This is a genomic window from Thermogemmatispora argillosa (assembly GCF_059696725.1).
The window spans coordinates 1,320,341-1,336,028 of the sequence record NZ_AP019377.1 but is presented as its reverse complement, the minus strand read 5'-3'; the positions used below and the strand labels follow the sequence as shown (position 1 = coordinate 1,336,028).

The 15,688-nt window shown below is 61.9% G+C and carries 13 protein-coding genes; 6 read left to right on the top strand and 7 right to left on the bottom strand.

What is annotated here, in order from left to right:
• Positions 1 to 63: 63 nt before the first annotated feature.
• The 3 genes from AC6H1L_RS05240 to AC6H1L_RS05230 form a co-directional block, all read right to left on the bottom strand.
• Positions 64 to 306, bottom strand: a complete 243-nt coding sequence (locus AC6H1L_RS05240) for a hypothetical protein (RefSeq protein ID WP_497600483.1) — start codon at positions 304 to 306, stop codon at positions 64 to 66.
• Between the two features lie 211 nt (positions 307 to 517).
• Entirely contained in the window at positions 518 to 1,684 is a 1,167-nt protein-coding gene (locus AC6H1L_RS05235; RefSeq protein ID WP_497600482.1) for an acyl-CoA dehydrogenase family protein, read from the bottom strand.
• 434 nt (positions 1,685 to 2,118) lie between these two features.
• The gene (locus tag AC6H1L_RS05230) at positions 2,119 to 4,263 is read right to left on the bottom strand and encodes a PucR family transcriptional regulator (protein ID WP_497600481.1); all 2,145 of its coding nucleotides are present in this window, start codon (positions 4,261 to 4,263) and stop codon (positions 2,119 to 2,121) included.
• 372 nt (positions 4,264 to 4,635) lie between these two features.
• On the opposite strand from AC6H1L_RS05230, the gene AC6H1L_RS05225 reads away from it, so the two are divergent.
• The 5 genes from AC6H1L_RS05225 (at position 4,636) to AC6H1L_RS05205 (ending at position 10,063) form a co-directional block, all read left to right on the top strand.
• A complete protein-coding gene (locus AC6H1L_RS05225) occupies positions 4,636 to 5,436 on the top strand; it encodes an ABC transporter ATP-binding protein (RefSeq protein ID WP_497600480.1) in 801 nt (266 codons plus the stop codon).
• Positions 5,433 to 6,305, top strand: a complete 873-nt coding sequence (locus AC6H1L_RS05220; protein ID WP_497600479.1) for an ABC transporter ATP-binding protein — start codon at positions 5,433 to 5,435, stop codon at positions 6,303 to 6,305. The genes AC6H1L_RS05225 and AC6H1L_RS05220 overlap by 4 nt, the downstream gene beginning before the upstream one ends.
• Positions 6,306 to 6,468: 163 nt before the next feature.
• A complete protein-coding gene (locus AC6H1L_RS05215; protein ID WP_497600478.1) occupies positions 6,469 to 7,368 on the top strand; it encodes a branched-chain amino acid ABC transporter permease in 900 nt (299 codons plus the stop codon).
• Positions 7,365 to 8,615: a branched-chain amino acid ABC transporter permease gene (locus tag AC6H1L_RS05210; protein ID WP_497600477.1), complete on the top strand. Its 1,251-nt coding sequence runs from the start codon at positions 7,365 to 7,367 to the stop codon at positions 8,613 to 8,615. The genes AC6H1L_RS05215 and AC6H1L_RS05210 overlap by 4 nt, the downstream gene beginning before the upstream one ends.
• A 185-nt stretch (positions 8,616 to 8,800) precedes the next feature.
• The gene (locus tag AC6H1L_RS05205; protein ID WP_497600476.1) at positions 8,801 to 10,063 is read left to right on the top strand and encodes an ABC transporter substrate-binding protein; all 1,263 of its coding nucleotides are present in this window, start codon (positions 8,801 to 8,803) and stop codon (positions 10,061 to 10,063) included.
• A gap of 588 nt (positions 10,064 to 10,651) precedes the next feature.
• On the opposite strand, the gene AC6H1L_RS05200 is transcribed toward AC6H1L_RS05205, so the two are convergent.
• Positions 10,652 to 10,804: a hypothetical protein gene (locus tag AC6H1L_RS05200; RefSeq protein ID WP_497600475.1), complete on the bottom strand. Its 153-nt coding sequence runs from the start codon at positions 10,802 to 10,804 to the stop codon at positions 10,652 to 10,654.
• A 212-nt stretch (positions 10,805 to 11,016) separates the two neighbouring features.
• On the bottom strand, positions 11,017 to 11,727 hold the full coding sequence (locus AC6H1L_RS05195; protein WP_497601512.1) for a metallophosphoesterase family protein: 711 nt from the start codon (positions 11,725 to 11,727) through the stop codon (positions 11,017 to 11,019).
• A gap of 184 nt (positions 11,728 to 11,911) precedes the next feature.
• On the opposite strand from AC6H1L_RS05195, the gene AC6H1L_RS05190 reads away from it, so the two are divergent.
• Positions 11,912 to 12,433, top strand: coding sequence for a metallophosphoesterase family protein (locus AC6H1L_RS05190; protein ID WP_497600474.1), 522 nt, complete (start codon positions 11,912 to 11,914; stop codon positions 12,431 to 12,433).
• Between the two features lie 82 nt (positions 12,434 to 12,515).
• On the opposite strand, the gene serS is transcribed toward AC6H1L_RS05190, so the two are convergent.
• Together serS and AC6H1L_RS05180 are read right to left on the bottom strand one after the other, a co-directional pair.
• Positions 12,516 to 13,799 (bottom strand): serine--tRNA ligase, encoded by a 1,284-nt coding sequence (gene serS, locus AC6H1L_RS05185; RefSeq protein WP_497600473.1) that lies wholly within the window; start codon positions 13,797 to 13,799, stop codon positions 12,516 to 12,518.
• Positions 13,800 to 14,482: 683 nt separating this feature from the next.
• Positions 14,483 to 15,565 (bottom strand): hypothetical protein, encoded by a 1,083-nt coding sequence (locus tag AC6H1L_RS05180; protein ID WP_497600472.1) that lies wholly within the window; start codon positions 15,563 to 15,565, stop codon positions 14,483 to 14,485.
• Positions 15,566 to 15,688: the final 123 nt, after the last annotated feature.

The following is a 15,688-nucleotide window of genomic DNA, read 5'->3' as shown; positions in this document are numbered from 1 at the left end:
CGGGGCCAACTGCTGGCTCGTGCGGGCTGAGCATGTGGATAGAGAGGGACAGGCTTCTTATCGCTATTGAAGGCCATCGAGATGGCGAGCGATCAAAGTCATGGCCTGCTCGCCGACCAAGGCCCGCAACTGCGCGTGAATCTCTCCCATGCGCTCCATGCGCCGCGTGATAAAGCGATGGCGGCTCACCCCCAGGGCCAGGCCCTGCAGGCCGCGTTCTGCCGCCTCATACTCAGCCTGAATCTGGGCGAGCAGGCGGGCCACCTCAGACCCCTCTGCTCCGGGCTGCTCTTCGGATGTGGACATAGCCAGCTCCTTCTTTCTTCCTGGGTGCAACCAACCAATCAGCCAACCAACTGAAACCGCCCCCAACCCATCCCTAGGCGAAGTCTGGCTGTCCTTGCCAGCGAAGACCCTCCTTCCCTCCTTGCCTGCCCGCTGCTGCTCGCGGCAGGGAATGAAACAGGCTGTCCGCCCGCGCAGGTGCACGCTGACCTGTCATGCAGGTTGAGCCGGCTTAGAGGGTCTCACCGACCTTGACGTGGCCGCGCAACAGATTGCGGGCAATGATAAAGCGCTGGATCTCGTCGGTCCCCTCGAAGATGCGCCAGACGCGCATTTCGCGATACCAGCGCTCGATAGGCAGCTCTTTGGTATAGCCCATGCCGCCGTGAATCTGCAGTACGCGATCAACCACGCGATTGGCCATATTGGCGCCATAGAGCTTGGCTACCGAGGCGGCATGGCGATTATCTAGCTGCTGCTCCGCCTGCCAGGCGGCGAACAGGGTCAGCCAGCGAGCGGCCTCGATCTCCACGTAGGAATCGGCGATCATCCACTGGATGGCCTGGCGCTCGGCGATAGGCTTGCCGAAAGTGACGCGCGTCCGGGCATATTCGATGGCCATCTCTAGCAGCCGTTCGGCGGCCCCAACGGCACGAGCGGCAATATGCCAGCGACCGGCGCCGATCCACTTCATGGCGAGCTGGTAGCCCTGGTTCAAGCCGCCAAGAATATTCTCCTCGGGAACGCGCACGTTCTCGAAATAGAGGGCTGCTGGTCCCCAGGAGCCCATTGTCGGAATATAACTAGAGCGCCAGCCCATCTCTCGATCGACCAGGAAGCAGGTCAGGCCCTCGCGTACCCCCTTCTCGGGGTCGGTCAGGGCGAAGACCATAGCAAAGTCGGCCTCGTTGCCGTTGGTGATAAAGATTTTTTCGCCGTTGAGGACCCACTCATGGCCATCCTTGACGGCCCGCATCTTGAGATTGGAGACGTCGGAGCCGGCCCCCGGCTCGGTCAGGGCGAAGCAGGAGCGGCGTTCGCCGTTAATAGTGGGGATCAGATAGCGCTGTTTCTGCTCCTCGTTACAGCTATAGAGAATATTATCGGCAGAGCCACCGAAGGTGAAGGGTACGAAGGTGCGGTAGAGTTCGATGGTGATGACCGCGGTCATGATCGGGCCAAGGTTGGCCCCGCCATACTCCTCGGGCGTATTGATGCCCCAGAAGCCCAGTTCTCGGGCCTTCTGCTGCAGCTCGCGGAGCTTGGCGCGGTCTAAGCCGGGGCGTCCCTCTCGTTCGTTGCGCAAGACCTCGCCTTCCAGCGGCATCAGCTCCCTCTTGACGAAGGCGCGCACCGTCTCCTGAATCATCTTCTGTTCTTCTGTCAGGCGGAAATCCAAAGTTCTCCTCCTCGTTGGTTGCTCGCAGCTCGTGTTCTCCTACCAGACTGGACCTGGGCCGCGCCGCTTTGGCTTGCCTGGCCTGGCTCTCCTGTCTGCTCTGGGCTGACCAGCTCCGGGCGCAGGCCAGGTAATAGGCGCAAGATGTCATATGGTCAGCCGCTCAGCCGGTCGACAAGCCATCCAGCAGGTAGAACTGATCAGGACGCCTGGTCCGGGTACAGAGCTATTGTATGGGGAGAACAACAGGGGAAGGCAATGTTTTGACTGACAAATTCCAGGCTATCCCTTTGTTGCAGGGAACAGGGAGCGGTCCCACCGGAGCAGGTCAACACCCTGTCGGCTGCACTCCCTGTCGCCCGTCGCAGAGGCCCGCGGCTTTGGATGTTGCTGAGGGCTGCACCGCCAGCCCGGCCGGCCAGCCAGGACAGCGCTCACTGGCGAGCGGCGGAGCTGGCTTCGTGCTCGGCATGGGTGCGCTGCCAGATGAAGGCTGCCAGCGCCATCGCCGTTTGCTCCTTGGGAGTATGCTCGTCGCTGCCCAGCAAGTCCTGGGCGCGGTGCAGACGATAGCGGATCGTATTGACGTGGACGCCGAGGCGCTCGGCTACCGCCTGGGCTGAACCGAGCGTTTGGGCCAGCACAAAGGTTTCGGTCAGATGCGAGCCAGTGGCCCGATCGTAGTCGAGCAGGGGTTTGAGCAGCTTGGAGGCGAAGGCCTCCAGATCCTTGGTCAGGCGAGGATTCTCCAACAGGCTATCCAGGCCGAAGGTATACACATCAAGCAAATACTCGCCGTAGCCCTCGCGGCGGGCCTTGTGAGCCAGAGCGATGGTGTGGGTCAGCCCCATCTTCAGGTCTTCCAGCGAATGGTAACGTCCACCGTAGACGATCCACAGGGGCTGTACGCCACAGTGTTGCAACAAGGCATCGCGTACCTTCGAGGGTGGCTGTGGCGCCTGGCCTTCCAGCAAGACAATAGCGGTATCGTCGTCGACAAAGATCAGAGGACTCTTCAGGCAGTCCAGCACCACGCTCTCCGCGATCATGCGCTTGCGGGCCGACTTCATGGCCTGCAGGCCCTCCACTGGCCAGGCCAGCACCCAGAACTGTCCACGCTCGACCGGCAGGCCGAGCCGATAGCCATCCTGCTCTACGTACTGCAGCGACTGCCCCTTAAGCAGCGAGCGTAGCCACTGCTCACGGCGACGATCAAGCTGATCCTGCGCCTGCTCCAGGCGGGTAATGACCAGATTGCAGGCCACGACCAGGTCGTAGAGGAAGTCCGGCCATTGCGGCGGCGGCAGCGGCACCGCAGGGCAGAGATAGACTGAACCGGGACGTTCGAGACCGGCCAGCGCCAGCGGCACCACCTGCACCTTTTCCGGCTGACGGGCACGCTCGGCGCGAAGCTGCTCCAGCTCCTCGCTGTGGGCCAGCACATAGGGCTTGCCGCTGCCATCGGTCACAATCACCGGACCCTTGATCAGTTGGCTGGCCCAGTTCTCAACGGCCTCCACCCGATTGGCATGCAGCAGCAGCTCATACCAGGCCGTCTTAGCATCGGGAGTACGGGTCAGGCCGGGCCAGTGGATCACAGTGGGGCGCTCAGCGGGCGGCAACGGCTCTAACAGGCGGGTAAGGCGCTGCCCAAGCAGAAACTCGGCCAAGGAGAAAGGGGCAACGGTGCGCCGCGTCGTATAGAGCACCGCGGCCACATGAGCGCTGCCATCGGAGACGGTCTGCGAACGCACTGGCAGAGCCATGCCCGAACGCACCTGCTCGCGATCGACGATGTCGCACACGCTGGGGTCACGATAAGGCGAGTTGCGGTAGTCGCCGCGCCCCATAGGCGTCCCGTAGGCGGCGACGCGGCCACCGATGCCGCGTCCCAGGCCGAGGGCGAAGCCGAAATTATTATGGAGGGCGCCCAGATGGCCAGCGATCTCCACAACATCGTTATAGGCCCGGCCCCAGAAAGTGAAATCGGCGCGGGTCACGATGCGCGCCAGACTCAAAATAGCGGCCAGCGCCTGCGTATCGCCGTGAGCCAGCGCCTCGATCAGGGCGCGGTCGTGCACAGGCGAGCTAGGCGAGAAATACTGTTCCTCCTTTTCCTCCACCTCAAGCAGAGCCTCCAGGGTCTGGCGAACGCGCAGCAGACCTTCGCTCGGGGGCAGAGTGAAAGCTCCACCCTCGCCCGGGGTTGGCCAGAGAATCCAGAACGCGCGCCGGCCACTGGCGGGGGAAGCGAGTTTCAGGAGGAGCGCCGGGGGCATATCGCTCAGGCCGGAGCGCAGATCGCGTTCGAGCGTCCCGGCCACGACCTCGGGGGAAGGGTCGAGGCGGGCTGACAGCCAGCGGTGCATAGCGTTGCGTCGGATGCCGGCATAGTAGACCTTCCACGGCCCCTTACGCTGTGGAGAGGGCCAGATCAAAGCTGTGGCCACAGCAGGCATGCGGCTCAGCAGCTCCTGGAGAGCGCGCGCGATGGCGTCATCGCGCTGCTCCGGGCAGAGGGCCGCGCTCTTCAGGGCATGGGTCACGGGGGTCCAGGGATCTGGACAATGCTCTTGCATAGTGGCGCCCTCGCCATTGTGGAAGCCAACAAATAGCCATCCGCCAATTTGTAGATAGAGACATTGTATACCATCGCGCCGCCTGTTTACAATAGGCTTGCATGAAACGCCAGAGGCCGCCGGGGTTGCTGCCAGGGCCACGGAGCCGAGCCTGCGGCGGCGCAGGTGGGCGCGGAGAGGGCCAGCCAGCAACGGTCCGCTACTAGCCAGAATGGGTCAGTCTGCCTGAGAGACAGGGGCTGTCTTGCACGGACAAGCGACAGCCTGAGATGAGCCGAGGGGCCGGAGCCACCTGTACTGCGCCTGTGCGAGGAGCCGAGCAGGGAAGCGGGCAGAAGAGAGTCAGCATCGCTGCCGACGGAGGAAGCGCCTATGCTAGTGCTGCAGGACGTTGCCGTCACCTATCAGAATGTCATCCCCGCGCTGCGGGGCGTCTCGCTTGAGGTCCCTGACAAGGTGGTCGTCGCCCTGCTGGGAACAAATGGAGCTGGCAAGACGACCCTCCTGCGCGCCATCTCTGGCCTGCTCTCCCTGCACCGCGGCGCGCTGGTGAGCGGTCAGATCCTCTTTGATGGCGAGCGCATCGACCACCTTTCTCCCACCCGTATTGTCCAGTTAGGGATTGCCCAGGTACTGGAGGGGCGTCGCCTCTTTGAGGATCTCACCGTAGACGAGAACCTCTACGCCGGAGCCATCACGGTACGCAATCCCGCCGCCGTCCGGCGCGCCTATGACCGCGTCATGAACCTCTTCCCGATCCTCGCCGAACGGAGGTCCAGCCGGGCCGGCTATCTCTCGGGTGGCGAACAGCAGATGCTAGCTATTGGGCGCGCACTCATGGCCTCGCCGCGCCTGCTCCTCCTCGACGAGCCTTCCCTGGGGCTGGCTCCCTTTATGGTACAGCGCATTCGCGGCATTATCGCCGAGATCAATGCCGAAGGCACGGCGGTCTTGCTTGTCGAGCAGAATGCTCAAATGGCTCTCGCCGTTGCCCACTACGGCTACGTGCTCGAAACCGGGCGGGTGGCCCTGGCCGCGCCTGCTGCTCGCCTCTTACAAGAGGAGAACATTCGTCAGTTCTATCTGGGACTGCGTGAAGGAGAGCGACAGCTTGCGCTCGGACGCCTCCGCCAGCGGCGGGCCCAGACAGCAGAGAGGAGGTGGCAGGGATGAGCGAAGTTCCTCATCGCGTCAACCTGGCCAGCGACAACCATCAGGCCGAGAGGAGTGAGCCGCTCTTGCGCGTTGAGCAGCTCTCGGTCCGCTTTGCCGGGGTGCGAGCGCTGAGCGACGTCTCCTTTGAGGTCTGGCCGGGCGAACTCTTTGCCGTCATTGGCCCAAACGGCGCCGGCAAAACCTCCCTCTTCAATGTGCTCTCGCGCGTCTACCAGCCTGAAAGAGGGCGTGTCACCTTTGCGGGTCACGATCTGCTACGGCTCAAGCCCCATCAAGTAGCCAGGGCCGGTATCGCGCGTACCTTCCAGAATATGGGCCAGTTCCCCACAATGACCGTCCTGGAGTACCTGCTCCTGGGCCGCCATACACGCATGCGCAGCGGTATCCTGCGCGCCGGCCTGTTTATTGGCCCGACACGTCGCGAAGAGTGGGAGAACCGGGCCTACTGTCTCCATATTCTCGATCTGCTGAACCTGAAAGATGTGCGTGATCGACCTCTGGGCAGCCTGCCCTATGGTTTGCAGAAGCGGGCCGACCTGGCCCGCGCCCTGGCAATGGAGCCACGCCTGCTGCTCCTGGATGAGCCGGTGGCGGGCATGAGCCTGGAGGAGGTCGAAGAGATTGCCGAGATCATTCTAGAGATCAAGGAGCAGCTCGGCATTACACAGATCCTCGTTGAGCACGATATGGCCCTGGTCATGGGCCTGGCCGACCGCATTCTTGTCCTGGACTTTGGCCGGGTGATCGCTGAGGGCAGGCCGGCAGAGATCCAGGCTAATCCGGCAGTGATCAAGGCCTATCTGGGTGAAGAATCCGAGCAATTGCCGGCGCCCGCCGACGACCTGCCCGCCGTCTCCGAGAACTAAGGACGGCCTGCACTGGCAGCGCGCACCTCGTCCGTGAGTGGCTGTTATCCTGGCCTATCGGCTACCGGTGTGTAAGTGGGCAGGCAGGCAGACAGGTAGGTGCGCCTGACAGCGTTCGCTATTGCGGCTGGCGATCTTAGTTGTGCAGGAGGAGCAGTGAGCGATGGCCTATTTCCTTCAGCTGGTCTTTGCGGGCATAGCCCAGGGCTGCATCTACGCTCTCATCGGATTGGGCTTTAGCATTATCTTTAAAGCGAGCCAGGTGATCAATTTCGCCCAGGGCGAGCTATTACTTGTCGGCACCTATATCGTAGCGAGCGCCGTCCTGAACTGGCATCTACCCTTTTTACTGGCCTTGCCGTTGGGTCTGCTGGTCACCGTTGTCATCGGCCTGCTCTTTGAGCGTCTCGTCCTGCGCAGGATGATTGGTCGTCCGCCCTTCACTATCCTCATGATTACCATTGGTCTGGACATCATTCTGCGGACACTGGTCATCGTAGGCTGGGGCTCGCGCACTATTCCGGCGGCTACGCCCTTTAGCGTCACCAGTGGCTTCAACGTAGCCGGCGTGCACCTGGGCAGTAGTGACCTCTGGACGATTGCGGTGACGATCGTACTCTGTGCCGCCCTCTACTATTTCTTCCGTCACACGCGCTACGGTCTGGCCATGCGGGCCACAGCGCTGGATCAGGAGGCGGCGCTTGCTATTGGCATCGATGTGCGCACCGTCTATGCGCTGGCCTGGGGACTGGCGGCGGCTATCACGACGCTTGGCGGCGTGCTGCTGGCCATTGATAGCCTGGCCATTGATCCCAATTTCGGCAATGCGGCCCTGGCAGCCTTCCCGGCCATCATTCTGGGAGGCCTCGACTCGATCAGCGGCGCGGTCGTCGGGGGGGTCATCATCGGGCTAAGCAGCGTCCTGACCGCCGGCTACGAGAGTCGCTTACCGGCGGTTGTGGGCACCGGCCTGCATGAGGTCACGCCCTATCTGATTATGATCCTTATCCTGCTGGTCCGTCCCTATGGTCTCTTCGGCTCAAGAAAGGTAGAGCGCGTATGATCGCTACACAGGAGCACAGCCATAGCCGTCGTCAGCGCCAGGAGCTGCCGCGCGAGGCCGAGCCGCCGCGTCTGCTGGGGAATCCCAGGCGCTGGCTCTGGTTGGGGGTGGGAGTGCTGGCGCTGCTGCTCTTCTTCTCGCTGGCTGGCGATGACTGGTTCACCATTGTCAACTACTGTCTGATTGCGGCGATCGCGACCCTGGCTCTCAATCTGCTCTCGGGCTACACCGGGCAGATCTCGCTGGGCCTGGCCTTCTTCATGGGGCTGGGGGGCTACACGGCGGCGCTCCTGGGTGGCAATCCTCCGGCGGGGCCGCTTGATCCCTGGGGGCTGGGCCTGCCGGTCTTCATCTGGCTGCCGGCGGCGGGCCTGGTCGCAGCTCTGGTCGGGGCGCTGATCGGCCCGAGCGCCCTGCGCCTGCGCGGTTTCTACCTGGGCATTGTGACCCTGGCGCTGGTCTTTATCGGCAATTATCTGTTCCGCAATCTGCGCTTCATCACCGGGGGACCGCAGGGACGCAATTTCCCAGTGCCAGCCTTTGGCAGCTTCTCGCTCGATCAGCAGAACAGCGTTTTTGGCATAGCCCTGACCTCGGGGCAGCAGTATTTCTTGCTCATTCTGCTGGTTCTCCTGCTCTCGGCACTCTTTGTCTATAATCTCAGCCGATCGCGCGTCGGACGGGCCATGCGGGCCGTGCGAGACCACGAGGTGGGCGCTGCCATCATGGGGGTGAACCTCTTTGAGGTCAAGATGGGGGCCTTCGTGCTCTCCTCGTTCCTGGCGGGCGTGGCCGGCGCGCTCTACGTCTCCTATGCGCGCTATGTGATCCCCGACTATTGGAGCTTGAGCCTCTCGATCCAGTTTGTAGCGGCCATCATCATCGGGGGAATCGCCGATGTCTGGGGGTCCATCTTGGGGGCGGCTTTCGTCTTCGCCCTGCCCCAAATCATCGACTACTTCTCACTGCTGCCGCCGAGCACCGGTGGCGGGGGCCTCAGCAGCGGCGATCTGAATGCCTTGCTCTATGGGCTTTTGATCATTGTCTTCCTGCTCTTTGAGCCAGGCGGGGTCATTGGCCTGGTTCGCCGCTTGCGCCCCGCCGCCCGTCGACTCCAGACCTCGGAAGCAGGGACGAGCAAGGCCGCAGTCACTGAAGGAGGTGAGAACATCGAGGTGGTCGATCTCCGGCAACACGCACCTGGCAGCGGCGAGGAAGGAGGAGCGCGCAGGGGCGACGCATCGTAAGCCGATACTGGCGGGCCCGACCGGCCTGACGAATGCCGTCGTTCCTTTCTTCCACTCTCTGCCTTCCTCCTTCCGGCGAGGCTCGCCTGAGCTTCACAGGAGTCAACAAGAAAGACCGTAGGAAAGAAACCAGCCGGTTCTATGTAGTATTTTGTGCCTTTGGCTCGATAAGGGGGTAATCATTCATGTTGGCCAAACGCTTCTGGTTTACCTGTATACTCATCCTCCTGGCCGGTCTACCGATTCTGGCGGGCTGCGCGGGCAGCAGCACGGGCAGTAGCACAGGTGGGCTTAAGGCGGGGCCTGGCGTTGATCTTAACAAGAAGACGATTACGCTGGGCATCCTCTCGCCCTACTCGGGGCCGGTGGCCGGGCCAGTTGGCATCCCGATTGCTAACGGCGTCAAAGCCTTCTTCTACCACGTCAATGACCACGGGGGTATTAATGGCTTCAAAGTGCAATTCATTGAACAGGATACGCAGTATAGCCCGCAGCTAGAGGTCCAGAAATATAACCAGATTCGCAACCAGGTGCTGATGATCGCCGACAGCCTGGGAACCCAGCCGACCTTTGCCATCAAGGACCTGGCGGCAGCCGATCACATGCTGGTCTCGGCGGCCACGCTCTCATCGGCGCTGGCGCGCGAGAAGTATCTGATTCTGGTCGGCACACCCTACCGCCTGCAAGTCGAGAACGCCTTTGACTACATTGTCAACAAGCTCGGCGTCAAGAATCCGTCTACAGCCATCATCTACCAGAACGATGACTATGGCCAGGATGGCCTGACGGGCTACCGCGAGGCGGTCAGCGTCTACCATCTGCACGATGTGGCCCAAGTCTCCTTTGCGGTCAATGACACCGACTTCACGGCTCAGGTGGCGCAACTAAAGGCTTCCGGGGCGAAGTATGTCTTTATGACGACGCTGCCGACAGCAACGGCGACCATTATCGCAACGGCCTACAAGCTGGGCTACAATCCGCAATGGATTCTGCAAAGCCCGGCCTTCTCGATTCAGTTGTTGGCGGTGCCGGCGTTGAAGCCGCTGATCAGCCGGGCCTGGGTGGTCTCGCAGGGAGCGGCCTGGGGCGATACCAGTGTGCCGGGCATGAAGCAGATGTTAGAGGACCAGGCCAAGTACTTCCCGAAGCAGCAGCCCGATGGCTACTTTGAGTTTGGCTACGCCGAGTCCTATGTGACCTACGCCATTCTGAAGAAGGCTATGGAGAATGGCGACCTGACGCGCGATGGCCTCTTCCGCGCCTTCGAGTCGCTGCAGTCGGTGGATATGGGCGGCCTGCTGCCACCGGCACACTATGGCTCGACCCCCGATCAGCGCGTGCCGACGCGCGATTCGGTGATCTACCAGGTCGATGCGACCCAGCCCGCCGGCGTCAGGCCGATCTCGCCCGATTTCACCGGCGTGGCCGCCAGTCAGTCTCATTTCTAAGCCAGGCTCACTAGCTCGCTCCTTTTCTTCCCTGTCTGCCCTGGTGCGTGGTTGCTCATGACAACCGGCTGCCCTTGTCCTGCTGCCCTGCAGGCTGAAGGGCAGCCGGTGAGCCTGGGGTAAGCCTCGGGTCAGCATACGCTCTCTTTCTCTCCCTTTGCTTCTCTTCGCGACGCTTCGCCCCTCTGGCCTGCTCTCTTGCTGTGCTTCTTGCTCGCTTGCCTGACCCAACTGGCCTATTCGCCTGCGAGCCTGGCGATGAATGTCCACCAGGACACGTATATATAAATGGAAGCTATCTGGCTGGCTTCCAGCTCGCGACCAGCGCCGACTCTCTGGCCGGGCGGAGAGAAGAAGGCCCTGACTGGCTTGCCCCTGGCTGGCTGTGGCCTCGCTGCTCCCAGTGAGTGGGGTAAGGGTCAATCAGAGCCTGTCTTTATTGCTTAATTATTGGAATTTATTGAATTGGAGTGCTTTATCCTGCATTTCCCGGATGCAACATGTGTCTTCTCTCTGTTGCTGCGGGAGTGTGCCACTCGTGCGGGCTCTCTGCGTCCCGGGGCTGAGTGTCCTGCGAGAGAAGAGGGATCATTGAGCATGGCGACTACGAGTGAACTGAAAGAAATTATGCGTGAGCTTGAGCTGGTCGATATCGGCGATGCTGCCAGTTACCTCGGAGAGGAAGCGATGCCGCTGCAGGAGCTGCCCCGTACCGAGCAACCGCAGTCGCTGCTTGAGCATGCTCCTGGTCATCCATCAACCTGTACTTGTATCTTCTGTCAATTATTACATGTCTTATAGTTAGTAGAGCACGATAGCTGCTCCGCTTCAGCGCTTCACTTGGACAACGGGGCGCGGGTCAGGCGACTCCCCAGCATGGCCTGCGCCCCGTTGTTCCGCTTTTGGCGGTATGGCTGTCCTCTACGCAGGCAAGGGCGCGCTGAGGCGGGACCTCAGTAGTGGGCCTCTAGCAGAATCTTGATACGCTGCTCGGGATGGGGCATTCCACTGGTGCGGATCTGCGCGATGACGGCCTCCAGATCGTAAGGGACGCGACGAATCTCGCCCTCCCAGTCGTCGCCCTGCCAGCTCAGAATACCGTAGGCGGCGCGCTGGTCCCCATCGCGCGGCAGGCCGCAGCTTGCCACATCTAGCAGCAACAGCCGTCGCCAGCGCCGCCGATAAGCGATATGCAGGTGGCCGAAAGCCAAAGCTCCAACCCGCTCATCTAAGCCAGCAAGCAAGCGCTCCAGCTCTTGATCGGAGGCATGAGGGGCGATAGCATCCTCCAAATTATGGGGGTTGGCGTGCACGATCAGGGCATCGCTGCCAGCGGGATTAGCCACGCGGTACGAGAAAGGCAGGTCGCGCAGGTAGGCGATGCCTTCCGGGCCGATCTGCTCGCGCGTCCAGGCCACGGTGCTCTGTTTCTTGCGCCCTTTCTCGGGGGCGGCGGTCACCACCTCCTCATCGACGTTCCCTTTGATGACTGGACAGCCGAGCTGCTGAACAATGCTGAGCACCTCGCGCGGGCGAGGACCATTCAAGCAAAGGTCGCCAGCAATGACGATCTGATCGATCGCTGGCTGGCGCCCCAGGTCTTCTAGCACGGCCTCCAGGGCCACCTGATTTCCATGAATATCGGAGATAATGGCGATGCGCATGGTCAATCTGTTATCCTCTCCTTAGTGAGAGCGAGCGGCAGAGAAGGGCCAGCGATGTCGTATCAGGTTCAATCAAGAGCAGGCAAACAGCGCGACGGCCCTCCCCGGGAAGGTAGCTGGCCCTCTCATGTTACACGTTCGCCAGCCGGCACGCATCTGACTGCAGCAACGGAGGTGAGAGCCGATGGAACACGTCATCGGCGTCCTATCGGATACCCATATTCCACGCTTCAAAGCCCTGCCCGAGGCGCTCTGGCGTCATTTTGCCGATGTCGAGCTGATCATTCACGCTGGCGATCTCTCGGTGCTGGCTGTGATCAACGAACTCGAAACCATTGCCCCCGTGGTGGCCGTGCAAGGCAACGTCGAAAGCGACGAGGTGCGGCGCACCTTGCCCATCAAGCGCGAGCTGGTGATTGGCGGCTGCCGGATCGGAATCGTGCACATTCTCAGCCCCGACAGCGTGCCCCGGCGGCGCAGTGAAGATGAGGCGCGCCTGCAGGCGGCCCGCCGTGAGTTCCCGCAGGCGCGCTGCGTGATCTTCGGTCACACGCATGTTCCCTATCTGCGCCAGCAAGACGGACTGCTGCTATTCAATCCCGGCAGCGCCACCGATCGCCGCAGCCAGCCAGCTTGTACGCTTGGTCGCCTCTATATCGAAGACGCCAGCGGCGAGCCGCGTGGGGAAATCATTCCCCTGACCTAGTCGGCCGCGGCTCCAGGCCCACGCCGGTCAGATACGAGCCACGGACCTGCCTGTCCGCCTGCCTTGCTCAGGAGCGGGGCAGCTATGAGCGGCGCGGACGCAGGACCTCCTGCCCACCCAGGTAGGGACGCAGCGCCTCTGGAATGCGGACCGAGCCGTCGGGCTGCTGATGGTTCTCTAGCAGCGGGATCAAGATCCGTGGAGAAGCGATGGCCGTGTTGTTGAGCGTGTGGACAAACTTCACCTTACCATCGCGATCGCGATAGCGGATATTCACGCGCCGCGCCTGCCAGTCATGAAAGTATGAACAGGAATGCGTTTCGCGATAGCGGCCCTCGCTGGGTACCCAGCATTCCAGATCATACATGCCGACCTTGCCATCGCCCATATCACCCGTGCAGACGTTGACCACGCGATAGGGGATCTCCAGGGCCTGGACCAGCTCCTCTGCGTTGCGAATCAGCTGTTCATGCCAGCGTACCGACTCTTCGTGTGAAGCTTCGCAGATCACATACTGCTCGACCTTGTTAAACTGATGCACGCGGAAGACGCCGCGCGTATCCTTGCCATAGGTGCCGGCCTCCTTGCGGAAGCATGGGCAGAAGCCAACGAAGGTCAGGGGCAGCTCTTCGTAGCTGAGGATCTCATCCTTGAACATGCCTGTAATCGAGACCTCGGCGGTGCCTACAAGGAAGGTGTCCTCACCCTCCAGGGCATAGACCTGGTCGCGTCCGCGTGGAAACTGGCCGTTGCCGATAAAGCAGAACTCTCGCGCCATCGCTGGCACGATCAGAGGCGTGAAGCCCTTGGCAGCGATGCGATCGAAAGCAAAGTGCAGCAGGGCCATTTCAAGGCGGGCGGCATCGCCCTTGAGCACATAGCTGCGCGAGCCAGCGATTTTGGCCGCCCGCTCCATGTCAACCAGGTCCAGTTTCTGCATGAGGGTGTAGTGATCCAGCAGCGGGAAGTCAAACCGTGGCTTCTCTCCCCAGTAACGCACCGGGACATTGTCTTCCTCACCGGCGCCGACCGGAGCCGAGGGATCAGGAATCTGTGGCACCAGGTACAAGAGCTGTTGACGCTGCTCGATCAGCGCCTCTAGCTGGGGCTCCAGCTCCTTAAGGCGCGCTGCCAGTTGCTTGCCCTGGGCGATGAGTGACTCGCGCAGCTCCTTGTCTTTGCCAGCCTGCCCGATCCGCTTGGAAAGCTGGTTCTGCTCGGCGCGCAAGGTCTCAACCTGGTGCTGGAGCTCCAGCACCTGGCGGTCCAGGGCGAGAAACTGGTCGACATCAAAGTCGCTCTGCTTGAGACGCACAGCCTCCTTGACAAGCTCAGGATGAGTGCGGATAAAACCGAGATCCAACATCAAAAACCCTCCATCTTCTTCTCTGCTGATACTGCTGCTGCTATTGGAGCAGGATTTATCGCTGCCAGCCCAGCCGTGGAGCAGAGCCTCTCAGGCAGAGAGGCTGGTGGGCTGATCGGCCAGCCGGCTGGCGGACAAAGCCGAATGGCCGGCCCGGACCTGGGGGCCAGGCGCCGCTAGCCTTTTTCTGGGCTGCCAACGCAATAAAAAAGCGTTATCGTCCACTCTGTGTAAGGACGACAACGCTGGTCAGCAGCGTAAGCCGTGGTGCCACCTTCATTCAGGCGCTCTGCTCCCTGGCGGCGCAGTGAGCATCTCAGGCTCCTTCCTGGCCGCGAAGCGGCCCATCGGGGCAGAGCAGCCCCTCATTAGCCCGTTAACGGGGGCAACCGCAGACGCTCATCGCGTGAGCTCCCAGGTGGATTCCCTCATGGCCGGCACTGCGTTGCACCGGCCCGCAGCTCTCTGGCGTCCGGCGCATGAGGTACTCATCCTGTTCATCGCCTTTGCTGAATAGTGGCGCTGTTGTGCGTTCCTGCTTCCTTCGCTTCTGGTAGGGATAGGATAGCAGACGTGGCGCCCTCTGTCAATTGCACTGGGCCCGGCTTCAGCGTCCGCTTCCGAGGCGCTGGGAGCGACCCAGACAGAGCCTCCCTCGCTTGCTCATCTACCAACCCACTCGTTCACTCTGGCACTGGCCAGACGTGGGCATTGCTGAATTGAGCCACGCAGGGCAACTGGTCATCGATAGCGGCCACGCCGATCGCGCCCGACGCCAGCGAGTGATCGTGAACGCTACCCACGGCCTGCTCATTGACGTAGAGCACAATTGTATCCTGAGTGGCCAGCACGCTCAGAATATTGGTCTGAGTCAGACCGCTGCTGATCGCCGGACTGAAGCCCGTCAGCAGGGTTTGGGCGCCAGTGCCCTGATACAGATCAAGGGCGAAGGAGCCGTTGACACTAATGCGGAAGAGATAGTAGCTCTGGCCGTCGCTGCTAGCGCGGAAGAGTAGGCCGGCCTCCTGGCCCTGGATGATCGTCAGCTGCACCTCGTAGACAAACTGACTGAAGTGAGTACTATGAGCCAGGCAGGGCTGAATCAGCCCGGGATGGCCCGCGCGCGCCTCATAGGCCCCATTGTTAAAGAAGCAACCGGTACCAGCATCGCTGAAGCCCTGGTCCCAGCCGTGGGTTTCCTCGGGGGCGCTGAGATCATCGCTGAAACCTGGTTGGCCCTGCGTAATCTGGCTCAGGCGCTCATCGTAGGCGGTAGCGGTGGCGGTAAGCTGGCTATTCTGGGCCGTAGCCAGGCTTTGAGCAGTAGCGGTAGCATAGATAGCGGCCTGCTGGGTAGCCAGTGCCTGGGCCGTGCCCGCGGCCTGAGCGCTGGCGCTGGCGAGGACATCGCGCGTGGCCCGAGCGCGGGCCGTGGCCTGGGCCTGGAGCACCGCCGTAGCCTGGCCAGTAGTCAGGGTCACCAAGAGGATCATGCTCGCCAACAGCAGCAGGGCGGCGAGTACCCCAGCCAGCCACCACTGCCCGCGAGAGAGTCCAGCGCGCCTGCGCCGGAAAGGGACAGGCGTAGCTGCAGACGCCTGAACGAGCGCGCTGGTCTTCGCCTGCTCCTCGGTCTCAGTCGGCTGAGCGCTCGATCCCTCATGCTCCCCCGGATTCATTGGCTCCCTCCCATAGGCTGGCGGTCGCTCCGGTTCTGGACCGGTGACATTCAACTGCGGGCGGCCTGATTGCTGCTTCCCTGGCATGGGTGGCGTTCCCTCGCTTGACAGTAGCCTTTTTCCCGTATGCTCGCTTCTCTCTGCTACTATAGCATGAGCGCTGCTGGCAAGGCTAGCCCTGGTCACGCTGGCGAGGCGCCGACGAGCCAG